This window comes from Paenibacillus aurantiacus (genome assembly GCF_042431225.1).
Taxonomy (GTDB): Bacteria; Bacillota; Bacilli; order Paenibacillales; family Paenibacillaceae; genus Paenibacillus_Z; species Paenibacillus_Z aurantiacus.
The window spans coordinates 213001-235042 of the sequence record NZ_JBHMDO010000024.1; the positions used below are offsets into that span (position 1 = coordinate 213001).

The window sequence follows — 22042 nt, forward strand, 5'->3', positions numbered from 1 at the left end:
TTTGTCCCGACAAGGATGTGAACCTCATGATTCCACGCGCAGGACGAATCATCGGCCGTTGCCCGTTTCATATGCTTCGTTCCTTATTGATCCGGGCGCTGCTCTTCACGATGCTGCTTGCAGTGGCCGGCTGCGCCGACCAGGCCGAGCTGACCGAGCGGGCCTTCGTGATGGGTATGGCGTTCGACCAGAACGAAGACGGCAAGCTGCTGCTCACGCTCCAGATGTACAAGCCTTCGCAATCGGTGGCGGCCCAAGGCAAATCGGGCCAGTCCTATGTTAACGTGCGGACAAGCGGCAGCACCGTGATGGAAGCCATACGGGATCTGACGGTCCATCTCGGACGCAAAGCGCAGTTCAGCCATCTGCGAGCGATCCTGATCAGCGAGAAGTTGGCCCGAAGCGGCATGATGTCCGAGCTGCTTGATATTTTCTACCGGGATAACGAGCCGAGATTAACCTGCAGCGTCATCATCACGCGCGGCAAAGCCGGCCCCTATCTGGATATCGCGCCATTAATCGAGAGTACAGTCAGCCAGCAGTATTATTTGAACGAACGCGTGGCCGCGAAATATAGCGGCAAATCCGTGCACGCGAGCCTGCTTAAGCTGGCGCTCCAGCTGCGCAGCGCCTCGGCAAGCGCCATGGTCCCCTATTTGACGCAGCGTACGGAGAGCGGGGCGACCAAACCGAGCATGGCTGGCATCGCCATACTCCGGGACGGACGCATGACCGATAAGCTGACGGGCACGGAGACGGAAGGACTGCTGATGCTGAGCGACAACTACCAAGGCGGTGTCGTCGAGATCCCTTGCGATTCGGCTGGGGAAAGCGGCGAGGGCAAAGGAGTGGAATCGATCGAGCTGCTGCAATTCCAAGCCAAGAAGAAAGTGCGGGTGAAGGGCAACACGGTGGATGTCTCCTACCGCTTGCATGCCGACGCCGCGGCGCTCGGCTTAACCTGCAGCCATATTATTACGTCCGCACACGAGCAGGAGCTGGGCAAGCGAGTCGCGGAGCAAATCAAAGCGTACGCGACGAGCGCCCTCCTTCACCTGCAGCATTCGCAATCGGACGCGCTCGGCATCGGCAACGTGATCTATCAGCGCCATCCCGTATTATGGCAGACATGGAAGAAGGATTGGCCCGAGCGCTTCGCCAAGCTGAACGTTACCTTCGAGGTCGACGTCCTGTTCGCCTCGCATGGCACGTCTGGCGGCAAGCCGTTCTTGAATCATCCGGATAACTAGGGAGTGATGCGCTATCCTGATCGTCATCGTCTTGACATGTCTTGCCGTCATGGTACTGCTCGATCTGCGCGACGGACGGCGGGAAGGCCCAAGGCCGACGCGCATCAAAGCCGTCTACGGCGTACTGCTTGCCATCACGCTATATCATGCCGCGCTGACGTTCCGATGGCTCCATTTGCCCGGCTTCTACGATCTGGCGGATATGCTGTTCGGCCGAATCGGGCTATCCATCATTCGAGCTTTAGGCTGGAGGGGGTAAGACGGGTGCCTGTCTATATCACATCGAATCAAGCGGTGGGGCTGCTGTTTATTTTTCTGACCAGCTCGGCCATCGTCAATTTGCCGGCCCCGCTCATCAGCTTCGCCGGCGGAGGTGCCTGGATTGCGCTCATCGCGGGCGCCTTGGCGGGCATGCCGATGCTCTTCCTCCTCCTGTGGCTGAACCGCCGCTATCCGGGGAAGAGTCTGATCCAAGCCGGTCAGCAGACGATCGGCCTGCCCGTGACGATGGCGCTTGGCGCAGCCTATTTGTATTACCAGCTCCATATCGGGGCAGCCGTTATTCTCGATGTCGCCATGTTCATGCGCAGCTCGATGATGCGTAACACGGAATCCTACTGGTTTATCTTCCCGCTGTTCGCCGTGGCGGCCATAACGGTGCGGACCGGCATTGACAAGTTCGCGGGGCTGTTCCCGCTGCTGATGGGCAGCGTCGTCGCATTCACCGTCATCGTCGCGCTGTTCTCGATCTCCAATTTCGAGTTCGCCCATTTGCTGCCGATCATGCCCCGCGGCATTGGCCCGATTATGCACGGCTCTCTGTTCTCGTTCGGGTTGCCCTACGCGGAAATGTCGCTGTTCGGCATGCTGCTGCCGTTCATCGGCAATCCCGACAAGAAGCTTGGGCGTAAAATGAGCGGCGCGATTGTGGGCAGCGTCATCTGTCTGATGCTCTCCACCATCGTGGCGCTGCTCGTGTTCGGGCCGGTGGCCGGCGACCGCAAATATTCGCTGTACGAGGTGGCCCGTACGGTGGAGGTCACGGACGTCTTCCAGCGCATTGAAGCGCTAATGGCGTATTGCGTGGTCACCGCCGCGTTCATGAAAGCGACGATCGTCCTGTTCGTCGCGCATCAGACGTGCATCCACCTGCTCGGGCGCAAAGAAGACAAGATGCTTGTGTATCCGCTGGCTGCGCTGATGGCCGTGTTGTCGAACAGCGCGCTGCACGAAGGCGAAGCGCATTGGACATACTTGCTAACCACGACGCATATGGTGTGGGGCATCGTCTGCGGCGTCGGCCCGGTCCTGTTGATCGCGACCGTCGCAGCCTTGCGTAAACCAAGGTGAAACGGCCGGCGCCGTCTTTGTTGGCGACGCGCGTTTCATTCCGGAGAAATACAAGATGATTTATAAGAGTGGAACTTATAAAGGCTTGTATTTGCAAAAAAGCCTCCGGCTCCCAAGAGGAGCCGAAGGCACAAACATCGCCGACACCATAACCAAGCGGTAAATTACCGCTCCATATGATCGTCCGGCTGGGCGGCTTTGACCGACAAACCCCCGTCAACCATGAGCAAATGGCCATTGATCTGCATCGCTTCCTCCGAGGCGAGGAAGACGACGGCGTCGCCGATTTGCCGCGCGGTGCCAAGCCTCTTCATCGGGTTGGCCTCGACTTCCTTGCGCCGAAGCTCGGGATCGGCAAGGAAGTCGGTGCACATGTCGGTATCGACCGTGCTCGGACCGACCGCATTGATGTTGATGCCGTACTTGCCCAGCTCGATCGCCATGCCTTTGGTCAGCATATGCGCAGCCGCCTTCGACGACTGGTAGTGCGGGATGACCGGGCTCGTGACGACCAGGCTCGCCGTGGAGAGCACGTTGACGATCTTGCCCGCGCGGCGTTCGATCATCGACGCCGCCGCACGCTGCGCACACATGAAGATCGACTTCACGTTCGTGTTGTAGGTGCGGTCCCATGTCTCCTCCGTTACTTTCATGAACGGCTCGAATGGCGCGATCCCGGCGTTGTTCACCAGAATTTCCACGGGCCCGAACCGTTGCTCCACCTCGCCGAACATCCGCTCCACCTGTTCCTTGCTGCCCACGTCTGCCTGCACGACGAGCGCATTCACGCCGAGCGCGCGCGCCTGCTCTGCGACCGCCTCGGCCTTCGAGCGGCTCGAGTCCGACGTGAAGTTAATGGCTACGTTCGCCCCTTCTTCCGCCAACCGGATGACGATCGCTTCGCCAATGCCCCGGCTGCCGCCTGTGACCAGCGCGATTTTACCTTGTAATCTCCCCATAATTCCGTTCCCCTTCCTCATGACCTTGCAGCATCCGGCTACAGGCTCGGTCCGATTCGATTGATGCTGAATTCTTGATGGCCGAGTATCTCGGCCTTCGTCAATTTGCCCGACGCAACCTCGGCAATCTCCTGCCAAATCCGCTCGCCGGCGGCGCCTACCCCTGCCGTCCCATCCAAAATATCGCTGACGTCCACGTCCATATTATCCGTCATGCGTTGATACATCGCCTTGTTGCCGGTAATCTTGATGACCGGCACGACCGCCGCGCCCGTCGGCGTCCCTCTTCCCGTCGTGAAGCAGACGAGATGAACGCCGCTCGCCGCCATGCCGGAAACGCACTCGATATCGTTGCCTGGCGAGTCCATGAAATACAGTCCCGTGCCAGGAATGGGTTCCGCGTATTCGAAGGCGCCCATCATCGGCGACGTCCCGCACTTGCTGATACAGCCGAGCGACTTCTCTTCGATCGTCGTAAGACCGCCCGCGATGTTGCCGGGACTTGGGTTGCCGCCGCGCATATCCGCTCCCATCCGTTCGACCTCGCGCTCGAAGCGCGCGACGAACGCATACAGCTGCTCCGCGACTTCGGGCGTCGCGCACCGCGCGGCAAGCACGTGCTCCGCCCCGATAATCTCCGTCGTCTCGCTGATGATGACCGTGCCGCCTTGGGCGATCAACAGGTCGGATGCCGCCCCGAGCGCCGGATTGGAGGCCATGCCGCTCGTCGCGTCGGAACCGCCGCACTTTACGCCGATGCGCAGCTTCGAGGCCGGAATCGGCTCCGGCTTCAGCAGATCCAGCTCCGCGCGCATCGCTCTAGCCAGCTCCGCCCCGCGCTGGATCGCTTTGATCGAACCGCCGGTCTCCTGGATATCGATGACCTCGGCCCGTTTGCCTGTGCGGCGAATGTCATCCGCCAACGCATAGGGATCCACGACCTCGCAGCCCAAGCTTACGATTAGCACCGCGCCGACGTTCGGATTCCGCCCGGTGCCAGACAGCGTCGCGAATGTACGGTCCTTGTCCGCGCCGATCTGGCTGCAGCCGTGCTGATGCGGGATCGCGACGGTGTCGGGAACAAGCTGGGTAATGCGCGTACAGACCTGATTGGCACAGATAACCGTCGGAATGATGAGCAGATGATTGCGGATGCCATAGTCGCCGTCCGGGCGCAAATAGCCAAGCAGTTCAGTTTGCATGCGTATTCGTCTCCTTTGTGCTTCCCGCTTGATCGCCGCGGCCGCGGATGCCTTCCACGTTATGGACGTGGACATGCTCCCCCGGTTTGATCGGTTCTGTCGTCTGGCCGATGATTTCTCCGTATTTGCGCACCGGCTGACCGGATGCGATATCGCGGATCGCAATCTTGTGGCCGAACGGAATCGCGGCAAGCGTCGTCACGCTGCCGAGCGTCTCTCCGCTTCGATACTGCACGTTCTCGCCTGCAGCCAAATCCCGCAGCGCCGTCGCGACGTCGTCCTTCGGATCAACGACTAGCGCGTCAGCGCCCGGTTGAATCGCATGTGCCATGCGGCACCTTCCTCTCTGCCCGTGTGAAAGTAAGAAAGCGTTATAATTTGAGTTATCGATAACTCTAAACTAACAGCGCCATCAATTGCTGTCAAGCACCATTTCCGTTATAGTGAGAACCATGAAGAATCGATTAGGGAACAGGAGTTTGGGCTTCATATGGTGACGATTTACGATATTGCGAAGCGGGCTGGCTGCTCGGCTATGACCGTCTCGCGCGTTATCAATAACACGGGGCGAATCAGCGACGAGACCCGCCAGCGCGTGCTCGATATTATGAAGGAAATGAATTATGTGCCTAATGCGATGGCCCGCAGCCTCGTCAAGCAGGAGTCTCGCATTCTGTCGCTGCTCATCACGGATATTACGAACCCGTTCTATACGTCGCTTGCCCGGGGCGCGGAGGATGCCGCCCGCGAGCTTGGCTACCGGCTGCTCCTCGCCAACAGCGACGAAGATTTGGCCAAGGAGAAGGACTATATCGACACCGTCTTGTCCGCGCGCGTCGACGGCGTGCTGTTCGCGCCAGCTGGCGACGAGTCGCTGCCGAACTTGAAGCGGCTTCGGAAGCAGAACCTTCCCTTCGTGCTGATCGACCGGGAGGTACCCGGCATCGAATGCGATATGGTACTCGGCGATAGCAAGGAAGGCGCCAAGCGGCTGACCTCGCATCTGATCGAGCAAGGCCATGCGCGGATCGCGCTGCTCGGCGGATCGCGCGGCGTCTCGACGGCGAGAGCGCGGCAAGCGGGCTACGAGGAGACGCTGCAGCTAAGCGGGCTGCCGTATCGCGAAGAATATGTAGCCGAAGGCCATTACCGCATTGGAGAGATCGCGCGGCATGTCCAGCGTCTGATGGCGCTGCCGGAACCGCCAACCGCGCTATTCGCGGCCAATAACTTCCTGGCGCTCGGCGCAATCCGCGCGCTGCGGGATCAAGGCCTTCGCGTTCCCGAGGACGTCGCGGTCGTCTGCTTCGACGAGCTGGAAGCCGGCTTCGTCCTTGATCCTTTCATGACCGTCGCCGCCCAGCCAGCCTACGACTTCGGCGTCCTCGGCATCCGGCTGCTCGTCGACCGGATCCAAGGCAAGGCCGCTGAAGAATGGCGTCGCGTCGTGCTGCCGCCGGCGATTTACGCGCGGCGCTCGAGCGGGGCAGGATGACCAAAAAAGCCCCGCGGACTACTCGTTAACCGAGCAGTCCGCGGGGCTTTCATGCTTTTATTTCCACTTACAGCATCTTCATGATCGCCTGCGGGATGTGTTCCAACGAGCTCTGCTTCTCGACCGCACCCAGCTCGAAGGCAACCCTTGGCATGCCGTATACGACTGAAGTTTGTTCATTCTGGCCGACCGTGCGCGCGCCCTTCCGGCGCATCGCGAGCAGCCCTTTCGCGCCGTCATACCCCATGCCCGTCAGAATGACCCCGACGCTCTCGGGCGCGCATACTTTGGCCACCGAATCGAACAGCACGTCCACCGAAGGGCAATGCCCGTTCACCTTCTCGCCCTCAAAGCATTCGACACGATACCCGCTGCCTGATTTCTTCACGCGCATATGCCGGTCTCCCGGCGCAACCAGCACGCGGCCGGAGACGATCTCGTCGCCGCTCTGGGCTTCCTTCACCTCGAAGCCGGTCGTCTGATTGAGCCGATCCGCGAACATCCGGGAGAATCCGGCGGGGATGTGCTGAACAATGACGATCCCCGGTATGCGAGCAGGCAGGTTCTTCAGCACGCTGAATATCGCCTCCGTCCCGCCCGTGGATGCGCCGATCGCGATGACTTTCCGTTCCGTCGGGTTCCCGGCCGCAAGCGCCGTCTCGTGCGGCAGCGGCGATGTCTGGCGCCCCGCGCCGCCTGGCGCCACCTTCGCTTGCGCAGCCGCTTTGATCGTGACGGCCAGCGTCCGCAAGAAGCTCTCTACGCTTTTGGGAGAATTCGGATCCGGCTTCCGCACGAAATCCACCGCCCCCACCATCATCGCTTCGCCGACCGCGGCGTTCGCGCCGCTGACGACGACGACCGGAAGCGGCACTTGAGGCAGCAGCCTCCGCAGAAATTCGATGCCGTTCATCTTCGGCATCTCGACGTCGCAGGTCATGACATCAGGCTGCAGCGCCACTAATTTGTCCCTCGCATCGAACGGGTCGCCGGCCGTCCCGACGATTTCGATGGTCTCGTCAGCGGCCAATGCGCGCGACATCACTTCACGGAAAACGAGAGAATCGTCGACCACCAACACTCTAATTTTGCGCGTCACGGACGATTCGCGCTCCTTTCTCCACCTTACTGCTTGTTTTCGGATTCCGATCGATCATAGTTTCCGGTACAACGCCGGCTTAATATACTGATACCGCGTCGATTCCCGGTCCAGCGATTCGGAGTGCCCGATATAGAGGTAGCCTCCCGGTTCTGTCATCTCATAGTATTTCGCAATCAACTCGTTCTTGGTCGGGCCGTCGAAATAAATCATAACGTTTCGGCAGAAGATCACATGAAACTTCCGCTTGAACGGAAACGCTGGCTCCATCAGATTGAATTTGCGAAAAATAATTTCGCGCTGAATCTCCGGCTTGACCATCGTCCGATGCGAGTCGAGCTGCTGAAAATATCGGCTGCGCCATGCAGGCGGGACCGCCTCCACCGCTTCCGTGTTATAGATGCCCTTCTGCGCGATGTCCAGCACGCGGCCGGAGATGTCTGTCGCCAGCAGCTTCGTATTCCAAGCCGGTTTCTCCGTGCCGAAAAATTCGTCCATAATCATGGCGAGCGTGTACGGCTCTTCGCCCGACGAACATCCGGCACTCCAGATACGCAAGTCTTTGTCCTTGACCGTTCGCGCCAAATAAGGGAGCACCTCGTTCTTGAAATGCTGGAAGTGATCCACCTCGCGCATGAAGAACGTATGGTTGGTCGTGATCTTGTCGACCAGCAGCTTGGCGGAGCGGCCTGTGCGGTCGCTGACGACCTCGTTCATGAACTCGGTAAAGGAAGCCAGCCGCTTCTCCGACAGCACTTGCTGCAGCCGGCTGATGACGAGCGGCCGCTTCTCTTCCTTCAGATGAATGCCGAATTGCTGCTTGACGTACTCGCTCAGCTGTTTGAACTCTTTGTCGGTAATGGCAACCATGTCGCGCCTCGCTTAGTACTTGCCGAATTCGTTATCGGACAAGGCGATGTTGTTCCAAGCGGAACCGCTATCTTGATGATCGCGCGCAGGTGCGGCTTTCGAACGCTTCTCGCCCATCGACTCGAGCATGCGCAGCACGGCCGGGCTGAACTCGTCGAACTTGCCGCCGCCGTATTGGCGCTGGCCGTGCTTCAGCGTGAAGCGGCCAACCATGTCCTTCAGCATCGAGGCTTGGCTCGACAGCTCCTCGCTTGCCGCCGCGCTCTCTTCGCTCGTGGCCGAGTTCGTCTGCACGACTTGCGACACTTGCATAATGCCTTGGTTGATCTGCGAGATGCCGGATGCCTGCTCGTTGGAGGAAATCGCGATGTCGCCGACCAGCGCAGCCACCCGCTCGATGCCGCTGACGAGTTTCTCCAGCTCGGCCGCCGTATCGCGGGCGATCTTCGTGCCGCTCTCAGCCTTCTTGATCGAACCTTCGATCATGTCCGTCGTTTCTTTCGCCGCGCCCGCGGAACGGGCTGCCAGATTGCGCACCTCCTCGGCCACGACCGCGAAGCCTTTGCCGTGCTGGCCGGCGCGAGCCGCCTCGACCGCCGCGTTGAGCGCGAGAATGTTCGTCTGGAACGCAATTTCGTCGATCACTTTGATGATTTTGGAAATGTTGGCCGACGCGTCGTTGATCTGCTCCATGGCGCTGAGCATTTCGCCCATTTGGCGGTTGCCGTTGATCGCGTTCTCCTTCAGCGTCTCCGCCAGCTCGTTCGCATTGCCGGCATTCTGCGCGTTCAGGTTCGTCTGGGACGAAATTTCTTCGAGCGAGGCGGACAGCTCCTCGACCGCGCTTGCTTGCTCCGTAGCTCCCTGCGACAGGGCCACGCTGGATGCCGATACTTGACCGGAACCCGAAGCGACCTGCTCCGCGGACGAATTGATGTTCGACATCACGTCATTCATATTATCAACCAATTCCTGAAGTTTGCGGCCGAGCAGATCCTTATCCGAACGGACCTTGACATTCACGGTCAGGTCGCCCGATGCGATCCGCTCAGCGGCTTGAGCTTGTTCGCGGATGTTGGCGATCATGTTCTCGAACGCGGACATCAGCTGGCCGACCTCGTCTTTCGTCGTTGCGCGGACGTTCACGCCTACGTCGCCGACGGCCAGCTTATCCGCCGCTTGGGTCAACGCGCGAAGCGGACGAACGATGCTGTTGATGATCACGATGCTGAGCACCAGACCGATGAGGGCAGCGACCGAAATGGCGATGATGAAGATCAAGCGAGTATTCGCGTAATCTTTATCGCCTTGCTCGCTCGCTTTCTGGGCGTTAGTCTCGTTGTATTTGACCAATTCGAGGAGCTTGTCGGAGACGCTGTTGAATAACGCCTCCGAATCGCCGTTCATGCGAAGCATGGCTTGGCTTGTTTGCAGCTGGCGGCTTAGCGACAACACTTCGCCGCTGATGGCCAAGTAGTTGTTCCATTCGTTCTTGACAGCTTGCAAATTCTGCATGTCGATGTCTTCGACGACCGTGCTTTCGTAAGAAGCAAGCGTGCTGCTGATTTCATTCTTCTTCTGCGCAATGGCTTTGTCCAATTCAGCCATCTCTTGTTTGTTCGTCGATATAACATGGCGGTACTCTAAAATCCGATAGTCAGATGTCATCGTATTCAAGGCATTGGCGTCTCTAACGCCGGGAAGCCAAGTGTCGCTGATGATCGTGGATTGATGATTCACATTGCTGAGCGAAACGGTGGAATAGACGCCGACGGCGATAAGAAGAGCCAGCAGGAAGCCAAAGCTGGCGAACAGCCGATTTTTGATGGTAAGATTCATCGTTATCCTCCTAAGTTGTCGATTCTGGATGTCGGGAATGATTAAGGGTTCATGGACAAACTAGCGATATCCTGCTCGGCAATGAGCTTGGCGCAATCGAGAATGAGCTTCACATCGCCGCCGGACTTGCCGATGCCCTTAATATATTTGCTGCTGTAGCCTTTGTTCAGCTCCGTCGGACTGACGATCTCCGTCTCCGGAATCTCCAGCACCTCCGAGACGCTGTCGACGATCAACCCGATGGTGATGTCCTCAATGTCGACGACGATGACGCACGTGCGGTCGTTGTATTCGCGGAACGGCTTCTTGAAGCGCAGGCGCACATCCATAACCGGAATGATTTTACCGCGCAAATTGATGATGCCTTGCATATAGTCGGGCAGCTCCGGCACGATCGTGATCGGCTGCAAGCCGATAATTTCGATTACGTATTTGATTTCGATGCCATAATGCTCGTTGACCAGCTTGAACGTTAAATACTTGCCTCGCTGCGTGTCTTCTTCGAGCTCGTACTGCATAAGGTCTTGTTCCATCATCTATGCTTGTCCTCCTTGCTTGATGATTGCGCTCGCGTTAACCGGATACGGCCAACGCGCCGGGATCGAGAATGAGACTGATGCTTCCGTCGCCAAGGAGCGTGCAGCCAGCCAAGCCCTGAATATTGCGCATCCGCTTGATATAAGCCGGCAGCGCCTTGACGACGACCTGCTGTTGGCCAAGCAGTTCGTCGGCGAATAGACAGAACGACTGGCCGTCGTGCTCGACCATGATCAGAATGCCTTCCGAGAACAGCGTCGTATCCGACTTCACGCCATAGCGTTCATGCAGCCGCAGGATCGGGTAACATTGTCCGCGAACCATGATCATTTCGCGGTCGTCCGGATCGCGGATGATATCCGTTTCCCTAGGCCGGAACGACTCGACGATTGATACCGTCGGCACGGTATATCGGGAATTGCCGACCCGAATCGTCATACCGTCGATGATGGCCAGCGTGAGCGGGATCTTCAACGTGATGGTCGTTCCCGATCCCTCCGCGCTGTCTACGGCGATGGTGCCGCCGATCGCGCTGATGTTCTGAGATACGACGTCCATGCCGACGCCCCGACCGCTATATTCCGAAATGTTTTCTTTAGTAGAGAAACCGGGCAGGAAAATAAGTCCATATATTTCTTTGTCCGACATCTCGTTCTCCGGCTTCGTCAGCAAACCATTCTTTCTGGCTTTCTCGAGCAGTTTCTCTTTCGATAGCCCTTTGCCGTCGTCCTTAATGTAAACATACACATCGCCGCCTGAATTGCGGGCCTCGAGCGTCACGGTCCCGGAACGCGACTTGCCTGCCGCTTCCCGGTCTTCCGGCAGCTCGATGCCGTGATCGACCGAATTGCGGATCAAGTGCATGAGCGGATCCGAAATATGCTGAATGACGTTCTTATCCACTTCGGTCTCTTCGCCAATAAGCTTCAATTGCACTTCTTTGCCAAGGTTCTTGCACATGTCGCGCACGATCCGATGCATCTTCTGGAAGGTCGCCGTCAGCGGCACCATCCGGATCGACATGACGACGTCCTGCAGCTCGCTCGTAATTTTGTGCAGCAGCTGCGACGCTTTGTGGAACCGGTCAAGCTGCAAGCCATGCAGGTCCGGATTCTGGGTCACCATCGCTTCGGCGATCACCATCTCGCCGACCAGATCCATGAGCCGGTCCAACTTGTCTACATTGACGCTGATCAAACTCTGGCTGCCATGCGAAGCCCCATGGACCTCGCCGGACTCCTTCTTCGCCGGCTGTTTCTTCTTCTCTGGCGTCGATGATGGAGCGGGCGCAGCCGGAGCCACATCCACTGGAAGCGCGCTCTCTTGCTTCGCTGCCGATTCGAGCGCGAAGGTTGGATCATCCACGAGATGCAGCTCATAATGGCTGAGGAACAACGTCTCGTCCAAGAGCTGCTGGAAGCGGGCATAAGGGACGTCGCTCCGGAACCGCATCGTGAAGCCTTCGGCCCGAATCAGCTCCGCCGCGGCTTCGTCCTCCAGGTAGTTGGCCGGATCGCATGCGATATTCCACGCATAGTCCTTCAGCGCGTGGACAATGCCGAATGCCCGGATATTCTCCATCTCGCATTCGGGCTGGAACCGAATATAAGCGTTGAACTCGCTTTGCTGCGCCTGGCCCGGTATCGTCAGCCTGACGCTCTTCAGGAAGAGCGTATCCTCAAGCAGCGTGTGCAGCGTCTCATACGACTCATCCGATTGGAACCGAATGACGAAGCCTTGCTCCCGGATGAGTCGAATACTCTCTTCATTCTCCAAATAGTCCGCGGGGAAGCAGGATAACCGTGCGACATGCTGCTGCAGCGCATGCACAACGCCGAATGCGCGGACGTTCTCCATCTCGCAGCCTTCGACGAAATGCAGCAGCGCCTCGTAGCTCGCCATACCGCCAGCCTGCCGCCGAATGATATCGGCTGGAGCAGACGGCGAATTCGCCGTCATAGGCAAGGCATCGGCCGGTGCTTTGGGCGGCTGGCTTGCAGCTGCAGCCGTGTTTGCGGAAGGAAGCTTGGATCCGGAAGCCCCCGGATGATTCGCCGCTTTCAACTCTGCCAGGAAACGATGAATAGAGCCGATCAGCGCCTCGGCTTCGCCGTCCGGCTGGTCGCCCGATTTGATTTTGTGCAGCTCTACCTTGATGAAATCAATGCCTTCAAGCACCATGTCCGACAGCTGCGTATAGTCAACCTCCGCCGGCTTCTGCTCCCGCAGGAAGAAGAATAGATCCTCTAACGAGTGGGACAGCGTGGCGACGGTGGTGTAGCACATCATCGCCGATGAGCCCTTAATTGTATGCATATTGCGTAAGATCTCGTTGACCGCTGCCGGATCGAAACCTTCCGCTTCGCAATGAACGATCGTCTGCTCCAGCATTTCGATATTTTGAGTCGTTTCGTAGATAAACATCTCGACCATTTGCTCTGTGATGTATGGGTTCGTCAATCCTATCGCCTCGCAATGTATTAAGCGTTCATAGTTATTAGATCGGCCCTTAATCAACACTGTGTTAGGTTTCGCAGACTGGGAATTCAAGGCGAGCTTTGAAGGCGAGCTTCGGTGGCGAGCCTGCTGCAGAGCATGCAAAAAACCGGCTGCAGTCATGGCTGCAGCCGGTCGTCTTCGTTATTGCGCGTCAAAACCAATATCGTCCAGCATGACTTTGCCTGGACCGCCCTGGAACCGGAACGTCACCGATGCCAGTTCGGATGCCGAGAAAGACACCCCGTTGACCTCAAACGACGTGAATGGCAGCCGATAGGATTGAAAGACCGGCTCCGTCTCCTCCACGTACTTCTCGTCTTTAATCCGCTCCTCCATCCAGGAAGCGATCGTGAACGTCGAGCGAACCGGCTGCAGAACGGGCATGAAGGCAGCCAAGGGCTGCGTCACGCTTGCGCCGCCTTTAAGTTTAAGCTCCACCTCGATATCCGGCAGCGGTACAAGGGCGGTTTCGTCTTCTCCTCGCAGGTCGCGTTCCATGTTCGAGAGCGAGAAGACGAATGAATCGAGACTGCGGTTCGCGTCCAGTCTGCGCCGGAACGCATCCGAGAAGGTCAACGTATACGCGCCGCCTCGTCCCTCATCCCACTCCAGCACGACGCCGCGCGTGCCCCGGTTATTCCGCTGGCGGTCCTGCGCCTCTTCCTCCGTCCACTTCAAGCCTTGCGCCTGAACTTCGATCTGATCCCGCAGCTTCGTCTTGTCGCGGTCCTCGTCGAACGTGCCGGCCGGAATGAAGGCGCTGCTCTCATAGCGATTGAAATAGGTCGCTTGCGGAAGCCACGAGCCGCCAAGCCGGTAATCCTGAAACAGCGGCCGGTACTCGTCCTTGCCATGAATGGTAGCCTCTAGAAAGGCCGAAATATATACCTTGGCGACTTCGCGCTGGTCTTCCGCCTCCATCATGTCAGAACGATCAAGAAACAACCCGCCGGGCAGGCTATCATCCATCGTTCCCCACTCCGTGTTGAAGCGGCTGTGATTAGCTTCGCCGATATAGATCGACGACTTGAACCGGAAGCCGGCCTCGGCGGTATTCGAGAAGGATACCCGGCCATACTGGCGGTCGCCGTAGAAGTCATTCACGTCGCCGTCCAGCGCCCCTTGAATCGTCAAGTAATTGATATCCCTTAGCGTCGCGGACGTCTTGTCTATCACCTTGTCGGTCGGCGCGATCGCCACGACCGACTGGATCCGGTACGCGCTTAGATCGGCTAGCGTCTGGTCATCCTTGAACCAGCGCGTCCAATCCGCCGCCATCGGCGCCGCTTGCCCGCCACGGGAATGCCCCATCAGCACGATTTGGCCGAAATCGACGTGTCCGGCGAACGGATTGCCGATCTGCTCGCTGAACGCGCCGATCTGCTGAATATGCTTGAGCAGCATCCACGCCCGAACTTTGAAATCCTGACTAGGAATACCGCCCCAAACCGAGTAATTCAGGAAGTTCTCGTCAACCGATATCGTAATGAAGCCCCTGCTGGCCAGCAGCTCGCCTAAGTAGGCGTATCCGCCGTCGGAGAACTGCTCAGCCAGATGATTGCCGTGCACGATCAGCACGAGCGGGAACCGCCCGTCGCCTTCCGGCATCCACACCCGGCCGTTCACCGGCAGCGACTTCTCGTCAAATCCCCAGAACCACTCGCGGACGTCCGGCCAGTTCTTAATATATGCGGACGCATCTACCGTCTCGGAGATAAGGTCGGCTCCCGCCTGGTATTCCTCGCGATTACGGTCCGTCCCGCTGCCATAAGTGAACGTCTTCACCCGGTAATCCCCAGGCAAAGCCGGATTGTCTAACGCAAGCGGCGTGGGAGAATCCGCGGCGAGGGCGCCGTCCGCATCGTCAGCCGTGGCGGAATCGGCAGCCGAATCTGCCTGCTCGGCATTCCCGGCCGGATCTAATCGAAAGCCATCTTGCTGCCATAGCGCAAGCGCCGCCGCAAGCGCGACAATCGAGCCAAGCGCAGACGCTTTCACCCTCCAGCCGATCGAAGCGTTCGCAAGCAGGGCGAATACAAGTCCGGCAGCCATCCCCGTCGCGGCCGCGATTCCGCCGCAAATGAGCGACACGAATAAACCCATATCCGCATGGTAAAGAATAAAAGAGACCGCGGCGCCCGTATAGAGCAGCCCTGAAACGAACAGCCGGGGTACTGGCAAATAAACAAGTGTCAGTACGAAAGCGGACAATGCCGAAGCCAGCGCCATCGCGAGCAAGCCAATAAACAGCGCGATCAGCATATCCGCCATAACGCCAAGACCGGTCGTCATACCGAGTGCCGTCACGATCAGCGCGATTGCATAGACGATCCATAACCCGAATAGCGCCCGTCTCCAGAATAACGAATCATATTGAAAAGTATGAAGAACCCGGCCAAGCAGCCAACGTCCGATAAGCCGGTACAGGCGCGGACGAGGCTGGGGCCGAGGCATCTGAAGCTCTTCCAGGGGAAGATTCATAGAGCCCGTCACTCCTTGGCGACAAGCGAAGTAGGATGAACGATTAAGAGCTTGTCATCCTATAATTATAAGCGCTCGCACCTTCGCTTGGCATCCCAAAAATATGGCGGGCTTACCGAAATGCGACGAGCAGCTGCGGAATGCGGAGTTCGCGCAAACCTTCTGCGACCAAACCCGCAATCCGCATCGCCCCTGCCGCCTGAAAGTGGGTATTATCTTCAACGCCGCTGGGGAAATGGATAAATTCGCCGGGTGCCCCCCACATGAACAGCGACTTGGCGGCTTCGCTGCCTAGCTCCTCGAACAGACGCCTGCTTTTGGAAGCCAGATCGATCAGCGGAACGTCCTCCTCTTCCGCAAGCTCCTTCACCGCGACAAGATAATCGCCATGGGTATCGGATAACGTGCCGTCCTCCGCGAAATAGCGACGATGCACCGAAGTGAGCAATACCGGCGTCACTCCCCGTTCTCTCGCACGCTCGATATAGATTCGCAAATGATCCTTATAGCTTGAGAACGGTTCGGTCCGTCTTTGCTCGTCGAATTTCTGATCGTTATGGCCGAATTGAATGAGCAGCAGATCATTCGCTCGCGCTCCCATCAGCAGCGCGTCAAGCCTCCCCTCAAGGATGAAGCTGCGGGAACTGCGCCCCGATACGGCGTGGTTGGCAATGGCCGCATCCGCCTTGAAGAACATCGGCAGCATCTGTCCCCATCCCGCGTACGGATACCCCTCGGGCGGTTGATCCGCTACCGTCGAATCGCCAGCGAGATAGATCGTGAAGACTTCCTCCGACAAAGCGATCGTCAAGGCGTTAATGCGCGGAGCGGCGCCGGAGAACGCAAGCATCAGGCCGCCGTCCTCCACCTTGACCGCTGCGGAGACGCGAACGAATTCACCTGCCGCCGTGCGTACTTGCCGAAACAGCATCCGTCCTTGGCCGACCTTCACCGTAGTTGATGTCTCGTGCAGGGCATCGCCCATCAGGCACGTGACGACGTACGTGCCGTTCTCCATATCAGCCCGAAATTCCGCCTCGTAAGGAATGCAGAAATCGCGGCATAACTCCCCGCCTTCGCCCCGATCGCGTGCGTTGACGCCGTCCGTTCGCCTGAAACCCCAGCCCGCTTCTGGCGTGTAGATCGCGCGAGCATCAACTTTAATGTAACCGGACGCCGGTTCGCCGATGCCAAAATCAAAATCGAGCCTCTTTTTGCCCATGCATATCCCTTCCTCCTTGGCCACCTGCCTATCCATCTTGTCAGCATAGCGCCAAACCGCCGATGCGGGAAGCCGATTAACCGGTTATTTTCCGTCAAAAATCAGATGAAAGCATGCTTGCTTCCGACGCCCGCATTGAACCTTGGCATGGGGATGTTGTACGCTTAGGCGAAGATCGGCTTTTCGAACCATGAAAGACACGGCCAGTCAGCAGTTGAAAGGAGTTGCGGGATGGGTACGCTCGAATTTGGCACCTACGGTTTTCGATTCGCGGAGAAAGAGCAGCTGCCGCTGCTCGGTCTCTACGCGCTCGGGTGCGATCGCGTCACCGCAGATTACGAATGGGATGGCCGCAAGCGCGTTGACGGCCCGCTGTATTTGCTGCAGTATACCGTCTCGGGCTGGGGAGAGCTGATCATCGACGGACAGACGCGCAAGATCGGTCCGGGCGAGGCGTTTCTCGTTGATATTCCAGGCGATCACCGATATGCGCTGCCCAAGGATAGCGAAGAATGGACGTTTTATTTTATTTTGTTCCGGCAGAAGCATGCGGAGGCGTTATGGTCGAGCGTTGTCACGCAATTCGGACCGGTTATTCGCTTTGAAAAGGATAGTCCGGCCATGCGCGTGCTCAGCGCAGCGTTCGCGGACGCCGCCGCCGGACGGATTACCGATGTCTTCGCCGCGTCTTCGCTCGTCTACCGGCTGCTCATGGAATTGGCCCGGCATGAGCGCACGAGAGCGCGGCACGCATGGCCTGCTCCCGTGCAGCAAGCCATCGCCTATATGCAGGCGAGCTTCAATGCTCCGATCAGCATCGCGCAGGTGGCCGAAGCGGCAGGCGTGTCGAAATACCACTTTATCCGGCTATTCTCGCGCGAAACCGGCGATACGCCGCTTGACTATCTCACAAGGCTTCGCATTCAGCGCGCGGCCGAACTGCTGCAAAGCACCGACTGGGTGCTCGAGCGAATAGCGGGGGAATGCGGCTTCGCTTCAGGCAGTTATTTCAGCAAAGTCTTCCGTCAATGGGTCGGCTGCACGCCTGGTGAATATCGGCTTGGACGCGACGTGCTTGCCGCGAGGCAGCTGACGTTCGATTGAGCAATATTTTACATAATATCGCAAATCATTAGGATAGATGGATGGCTGGCAATCGATTACGCTTACCACATAAGCGCAACATTATCGATATGAAGGAGCTGTCCGCTATCATGAACCATCATCGTATCGCCGCAACCCCTCCAATGGGATGGAACAGCTGGGACTGTTACGGCGCCGCCGTACGGGAGGAAGAGATTCGCGCCAACGCCGATTACATGGCCCGCTACTTGAAGCCCTACGGCTGGGAATACGTCGTCGTCGACATCCAATGGTCCGAGCCCGGCGCGGTCTCATCCGCTTACAGGCCGTTCGTGCCGCTCGAGACGGACGCCTACTCGAGATTAATTCCCGCCGTGAACCGGTTCCCTTCCTCCGCCGGCGGCAAAGGGTTCAAGCCCCTCGCCGACTACGTCCATGGTCTAGGACTGAAGTTCGGCATCCATATTATGCGCGGCATACCGCGGCAAGCGGTCCACGCCAATACGCCGATTCTCGGTTCGGATGAAGGCGCCCGGGATATCGCACACCCGAACTCCATCTGTCCTTGGAATACCGACATGTATGGGCTGGATCCGTCCAAAGCCGGCGCCCAAGCGTACTACGACTCTCTATTCCGCTTGTATGCGGAGTGGGAAGTCGATTTCGTCAAGGTCGACGATATCGCCGCTTCGCGCCTGTACGGCATTCATGCTGAAGAAATTGCAATGATCCGACGGGCGATCGACCGCTGCGGACGGGAGATGGTGCTGAGCCTCTCGCCCGGTCCGGCGCCGCTCGAATATGCGGACCACTTCGCGGAGAACGCCAACATGTGGCGGATGACGGACGACTTCTGGGACATCTGGCCCCTGTTGTACAACATGTTCGAGCGCTGCGAGCAATGGGCTCCATACGTCAAGGAAGGCTGCTGGCCGGATTGCGACATGCTGCCGCTCGGCCATCTCGGCATCCGCTCCGTCGACGGAGGCGGCGCCGACCGTTGGACGCGGTTCACGAAGGACGAGCAGCTGACCATGATGTCGCTGTGGGCGATCTTCCGCTCGCCGCTCATGATGGGCGGCGAGATGCGCGACAACGACGAGTGGACGCTGGGCTTGCTGACGAATGAAGAAGTGCTGTACGTGCACCGGCACGGCCGCGGCGCCAATCAAGTGTCGCGCGATCAGGACCGGGTCGTCTGGAGCGCGACCGACGCGCAAGGGAATGCGTACGCCGCGTTGTTCAATGCCACAGACGAACCCGCTCTCGTCTCCACCAGCTTCGCGCAGCTTGGCATAGACGGCCCGCGTCGAGTCCGCAATCTGTGGGCGCGTCAGGACGAAGGCGTGGCGGAAGAGTCGATCGCTTACACGGTTCCCGCGCATGGCGTCAAGCTGGTGCAGCTCGCTTCGCTGTAGTCCGCAATAGCAAGAAGCCCCTTCGAACAGCCGGCGGCGATCGGCTTGTCGAAGGGGCTTCTTGCGTTATGAAGACTTGCTGGCGTCCTGAATATGGGCGCAGAACAATCGGACGATCTCGGGATCGTACAGCGTCCCTTCGCAGCGAATCAATTCGGCCAGCGCTTCGTCGACATTCTTGACGAGCTGGTAATTCCGGTTGCTCGTCATCGCATCGAAACTGTCGATCACCCGAATGATGCGGACTTGCGCCGACAGTTCCGACGTGCGGGAATTGAACGGATAACCGGTGCCGTCGGTATTCTCATGATGCAGCATGATCACGTCGGGCAGCACGATGTTCCGATCCGCGAGCCCGCTGACATATTCCATGCCGTACACCGGATGATTGCGAATTTCGCGCCATTCCTCGTCCGTCAGTTTGGTATTCTTGTTCAGAACTTCACTCGGAATCCGAAGCTTGCCGATATCGTGCAGCAGCGCGGAATGAACGAACCGTTGCCGATCCATCCGCCGCATGTTCAAATGGCTTGCGAACCAGTCGCAATATTCCGCTACCCGCATCGAATGCGCGTAAGTTCCGGTATCGTGTTGTTCCAGCCGGGCCAGCAATGTTAAGATTTCCGGGTCAACGACTTCCATCGACATCCGCAAGCCGCTCATTGCCCGCCCTCCGTTTCAACCATGCCTAGGTTCATTGTACTTGCTCCCCGTAAATAGCGTAACAAAAAAAACCGACGCAGTCGCCACTGGTCGGTTGCACTACTCGCTCCCAATCTCCCAAGTGCCCAGGTAAAGAAGATTGATCATCGCATCCATGTCCGTTTTTAGTTGTTGCCTACATGTTCGACGTTCCTTAGGCGGATTCCTCCAAGACCTATCAATTATTTTAATTGAAATAAATAGAAAGGTTGACAATAACGCCAAAATAAACCCAAGTATCCACCAACGATGATAATATTAAGGTAAAACAAATCCCCGTCCGATGTCTTGCTCGAACGGGGCTTGCATGCTTGGTGCTGAATATTCTAGACTTGGCGTGACGTTATGCCTGAACGCCTGCCGGCTCAGCCAGTTTGCGTTCCGCCGGCGCCTCTTCCTGCGGCTCGTCATGCCACCAATGGAAGCCGTCCTGCTCCAAGAGCCTGTCGGCTGCCTCCGGGCCGTTCGAACCTGCCGAATACGTATGCAGCGGAAGCTCGCCGCCTTCGAACGCGTTTAGGATCGGCTGCACCCATTGCCAAGCGAGCTCCACTTCGTCCCAATGGGCAAAGAACGTGGAATCGCCGCGCATCATATCGGCAATTAGCGTTTCGTAAGCTTCCGGAACATTCTTCTCGTCCGCATCGAATTGAATTTGTACCGGCTCGATCTTGCCATTCTTGAGCGGGTTCTTCATATTCAGCCGGAACGTCATGCCCGCTTCCGGCCCAATGTCGATCGTCAGCAGGTTCGGCGCCGTCGTCTCGTTCGTTCGCGAGAATTTGTCCGACGGATCCTTGAACTCGATGACGATGCGGGTCGACTTGGCGGCCATCCGCTTGCCGGTGCGTATATAGAATGGCACCTCGCTCCAGAAGTAGTCGTCGATCCACAGCCGTGCCGCGATGTACGTATCGGTGGTCGAGCCCGGGTTCACGCCAGGCTCCTCGGCATAACCGGCGACCGGCTTGCCTCCGATGTGACCGGCCGTATATTGACCGCGTACGACATTAGCCGCGACGTCTTCCCGGTTCAACGTACGCAGCGCTTCCATCACCTTGCGTTTCTTGAAGCCGACTTCCTCGGCGGTGCTGTGCTTGGGCAGCTGCATCGCCAGCATCATCAGCATCTGAAGCATATGATTCTGGAACATATCGCGAACCGCGCCGGAATGGTCGTAATAACCCGCACGGCTTTCCACGCCGACCGTCTCCGCCGCCGTGATCTGCACGTTCGCCACGTAACGGTTGCGCCACAGCGCTTGAAGCACCGGATTGGAGTACTCGAACACCTCCAGGTTCTGCACCATCGGCTTGCCGAGGTAATGGTCGATACGGAAGATCTCCTTCTCCTCGAATGCCTGCGCCAAGCTTGCATTCAGCGCCCGGGCGGATTCGAGATCATGACCGAACGGCTTCTCGATGACGAGGCGCTTCCATCCGGACACGCGGCTTAAGCCGCTCTCCTGCAAATTCGCCACAATCGAGCCGAACAGTTCTGGCGCGACGGACATGTAGAATACCCGATTCTCGGGCAGCGTGAACCGCTGCTCGCGTTCCTCGATACGTCCCGCAAGCTTCGCGTAATCGGACAATTCGTTCACGTTCAGCTCGCTATAGCCGATCCGTTCCAAGAAATCGCGCACGGCCGCTTCGTCCGTGACAGGTCTTCTGGAGAACGCGCGCAGCGATTGCGCGACTTGCTCACGGAATTCGGCTTCGGTCAGCTTACGCCGTCCAAGACCGATAAGTTGAAAGGATTCCGGCAGCTTCCGGTCCACATATAAATTATAAATCGCGGGGAAAATTTTGCGTTTTGCCAAATCGCCAGTGGCGCCGAATAATACAAATGTCATTGCATCCATAGTCGTTTCCCTCCAAGCGGCACCTATCGCCGTTGTTTCTCTCTATGCTACTCAGAATACCACCGCGTACCTGAAGCTTCATGAAGAGTTGATGAAGGCATTGTGAAGGGTTCATGAAGACGTCACAATTCAGACACATTCAAAACTTCTTCGTCTGGCGCCCGTGAATACG

General features: G+C 58.0%; 18 protein-coding genes and 1 riboswitch. Of the genes, 6 read left to right on the forward strand and 12 right to left on the reverse strand.

Features of this window, described 5'->3' with window-relative positions; genetic code table 11:
* Positions 1 to 26: 26 nt before the first annotated feature.
* Genes ACFFSY_RS15455 through ACFFSY_RS15465 form a run of 3 tightly spaced genes read left to right on the forward strand, consistent with a single transcriptional unit; the run spans position 27 to position 2600 of the window.
* The gene (locus ACFFSY_RS15455; protein WP_377495496.1) at positions 27 to 1250 is read left to right on the forward strand and encodes a Ger(x)C family spore germination protein; all 1224 of its coding nucleotides are present in this window, start codon (positions 27 to 29) and stop codon (positions 1248 to 1250) included.
* A 49-nt stretch (positions 1251 to 1299) separates the two neighbouring features.
* A complete protein-coding gene (locus ACFFSY_RS15460) occupies positions 1300 to 1509 on the forward strand; it encodes a hypothetical protein (protein WP_377495498.1) in 210 nt (69 codons plus the stop codon).
* A 5-nt stretch (positions 1510 to 1514) separates the two neighbouring features.
* Positions 1515 to 2600, forward strand: a complete 1086-nt coding sequence (locus tag ACFFSY_RS15465) for a GerAB/ArcD/ProY family transporter (protein ID WP_377495500.1) — start codon at positions 1515 to 1517, stop codon at positions 2598 to 2600.
* 164 nt (positions 2601 to 2764) lie between these two features.
* Here the strand turns inward: ACFFSY_RS15465 and ACFFSY_RS15470 are convergent, their stop codons facing one another.
* The 3 genes from ACFFSY_RS15470 to ACFFSY_RS15480 are packed head-to-tail and all read right to left on the reverse strand — an operon-like array spanning position 2765 to position 5092.
* Positions 2765 to 3559, reverse strand: coding sequence for an SDR family NAD(P)-dependent oxidoreductase (locus tag ACFFSY_RS15470; protein ID WP_377495502.1), 795 nt, complete (start codon positions 3557 to 3559; stop codon positions 2765 to 2767).
* A 38-nt stretch (positions 3560 to 3597) separates the two neighbouring features.
* A complete protein-coding gene (locus tag ACFFSY_RS15475; RefSeq protein ID WP_377495504.1) occupies positions 3598 to 4761 on the reverse strand; it encodes a UxaA family hydrolase in 1164 nt (387 codons plus the stop codon).
* The gene (locus tag ACFFSY_RS15480; RefSeq protein WP_377495506.1) at positions 4751 to 5092 is read right to left on the reverse strand and encodes a UxaA family hydrolase; all 342 of its coding nucleotides are present in this window, start codon (positions 5090 to 5092) and stop codon (positions 4751 to 4753) included. The genes ACFFSY_RS15475 and ACFFSY_RS15480 overlap by 11 nt, the downstream gene beginning before the upstream one ends.
* A gap of 159 nt (positions 5093 to 5251) precedes the next feature.
* Here ACFFSY_RS15480 and ACFFSY_RS15485 point away from each other — a divergent pair, with 159 nt between their 5' ends.
* Positions 5252 to 6256: a LacI family DNA-binding transcriptional regulator gene (locus ACFFSY_RS15485; protein WP_377495508.1), complete on the forward strand. Its 1005-nt coding sequence runs from the start codon at positions 5252 to 5254 to the stop codon at positions 6254 to 6256.
* A gap of 67 nt (positions 6257 to 6323) precedes the next feature.
* On the opposite strand, the gene ACFFSY_RS15490 is transcribed toward ACFFSY_RS15485, so the two are convergent.
* The 7 genes from ACFFSY_RS15490 to ACFFSY_RS15520 form a co-directional block, all read right to left on the reverse strand.
* Positions 6324 to 7355, reverse strand: a complete 1032-nt coding sequence (locus ACFFSY_RS15490) for a protein-glutamate methylesterase/protein-glutamine glutaminase (protein WP_377495510.1) — start codon at positions 7353 to 7355, stop codon at positions 6324 to 6326.
* Between the two features lie 54 nt (positions 7356 to 7409).
* Positions 7410 to 8225, reverse strand: coding sequence for a CheR family methyltransferase (locus ACFFSY_RS15495; protein WP_377495512.1), 816 nt, complete (start codon positions 8223 to 8225; stop codon positions 7410 to 7412).
* 12 nt (positions 8226 to 8237) lie between these two features.
* On the reverse strand, positions 8238 to 10064 hold the full coding sequence (locus ACFFSY_RS15500) for a methyl-accepting chemotaxis protein (RefSeq protein ID WP_377495514.1): 1827 nt from the start codon (positions 10062 to 10064) through the stop codon (positions 8238 to 8240).
* A 41-nt stretch (positions 10065 to 10105) separates the two neighbouring features.
* Positions 10106 to 10600 carry a chemotaxis protein CheW gene (locus ACFFSY_RS15505; RefSeq protein WP_377495516.1) on the reverse strand — a complete coding sequence of 165 codons (495 nt, stop codon included), beginning with the start codon at positions 10598 to 10600 and terminating at the stop codon, positions 10106 to 10108.
* Between the two features lie 37 nt (positions 10601 to 10637).
* Entirely contained in the window at positions 10638 to 13061 is a 2424-nt protein-coding gene (locus ACFFSY_RS15510; protein WP_377495518.1) for a chemotaxis protein CheA, read from the reverse strand.
* A gap of 180 nt (positions 13062 to 13241) precedes the next feature.
* Complete coding sequence (locus ACFFSY_RS15515) at positions 13242 to 15581, reverse strand: alpha/beta hydrolase (protein WP_377495520.1); 2340 nt, start codon at positions 15579 to 15581, stop codon at positions 13242 to 13244.
* A gap of 112 nt (positions 15582 to 15693) precedes the next feature.
* The gene (locus tag ACFFSY_RS15520; protein WP_377495522.1) at positions 15694 to 16803 is read right to left on the reverse strand and encodes a rhamnogalacturonan acetylesterase; all 1110 of its coding nucleotides are present in this window, start codon (positions 16801 to 16803) and stop codon (positions 15694 to 15696) included.
* A gap of 231 nt (positions 16804 to 17034) precedes the next feature.
* Between ACFFSY_RS15520 and ACFFSY_RS15525 the strand changes: the two genes are divergently transcribed.
* Complete coding sequence (locus tag ACFFSY_RS15525; RefSeq protein WP_377495524.1) at positions 17035 to 17907, forward strand: helix-turn-helix domain-containing protein; 873 nt, start codon at positions 17035 to 17037, stop codon at positions 17905 to 17907.
* Between the two features lie 110 nt (positions 17908 to 18017).
* On the forward strand, positions 18018 to 19304 hold the full coding sequence (locus ACFFSY_RS15530) for a glycoside hydrolase family 27 protein (RefSeq protein ID WP_377495526.1): 1287 nt from the start codon (positions 18018 to 18020) through the stop codon (positions 19302 to 19304).
* 66 nt (positions 19305 to 19370) lie between these two features.
* Here the strand turns inward: ACFFSY_RS15530 and ACFFSY_RS15535 are convergent, their stop codons facing one another.
* Both ACFFSY_RS15535 and zwf read right to left on the reverse strand, forming a co-directional pair.
* The gene (locus ACFFSY_RS15535; RefSeq protein ID WP_377495528.1) at positions 19371 to 19967 is read right to left on the reverse strand and encodes an HD-GYP domain-containing protein; all 597 of its coding nucleotides are present in this window, start codon (positions 19965 to 19967) and stop codon (positions 19371 to 19373) included.
* Positions 19968 to 20046: 79 nt separating this feature from the next.
* Positions 20047 to 20129, reverse strand: a riboswitch (cyclic di-GMP riboswitch).
* Positions 20130 to 20349: 220 nt separating this feature from the next.
* The gene (gene zwf / locus ACFFSY_RS15540; RefSeq protein ID WP_377495530.1) at positions 20350 to 21870 is read right to left on the reverse strand and encodes a glucose-6-phosphate dehydrogenase; all 1521 of its coding nucleotides are present in this window, start codon (positions 21868 to 21870) and stop codon (positions 20350 to 20352) included.
* Between the last annotated feature and the right edge of the window lie 172 nt (positions 21871 to 22042).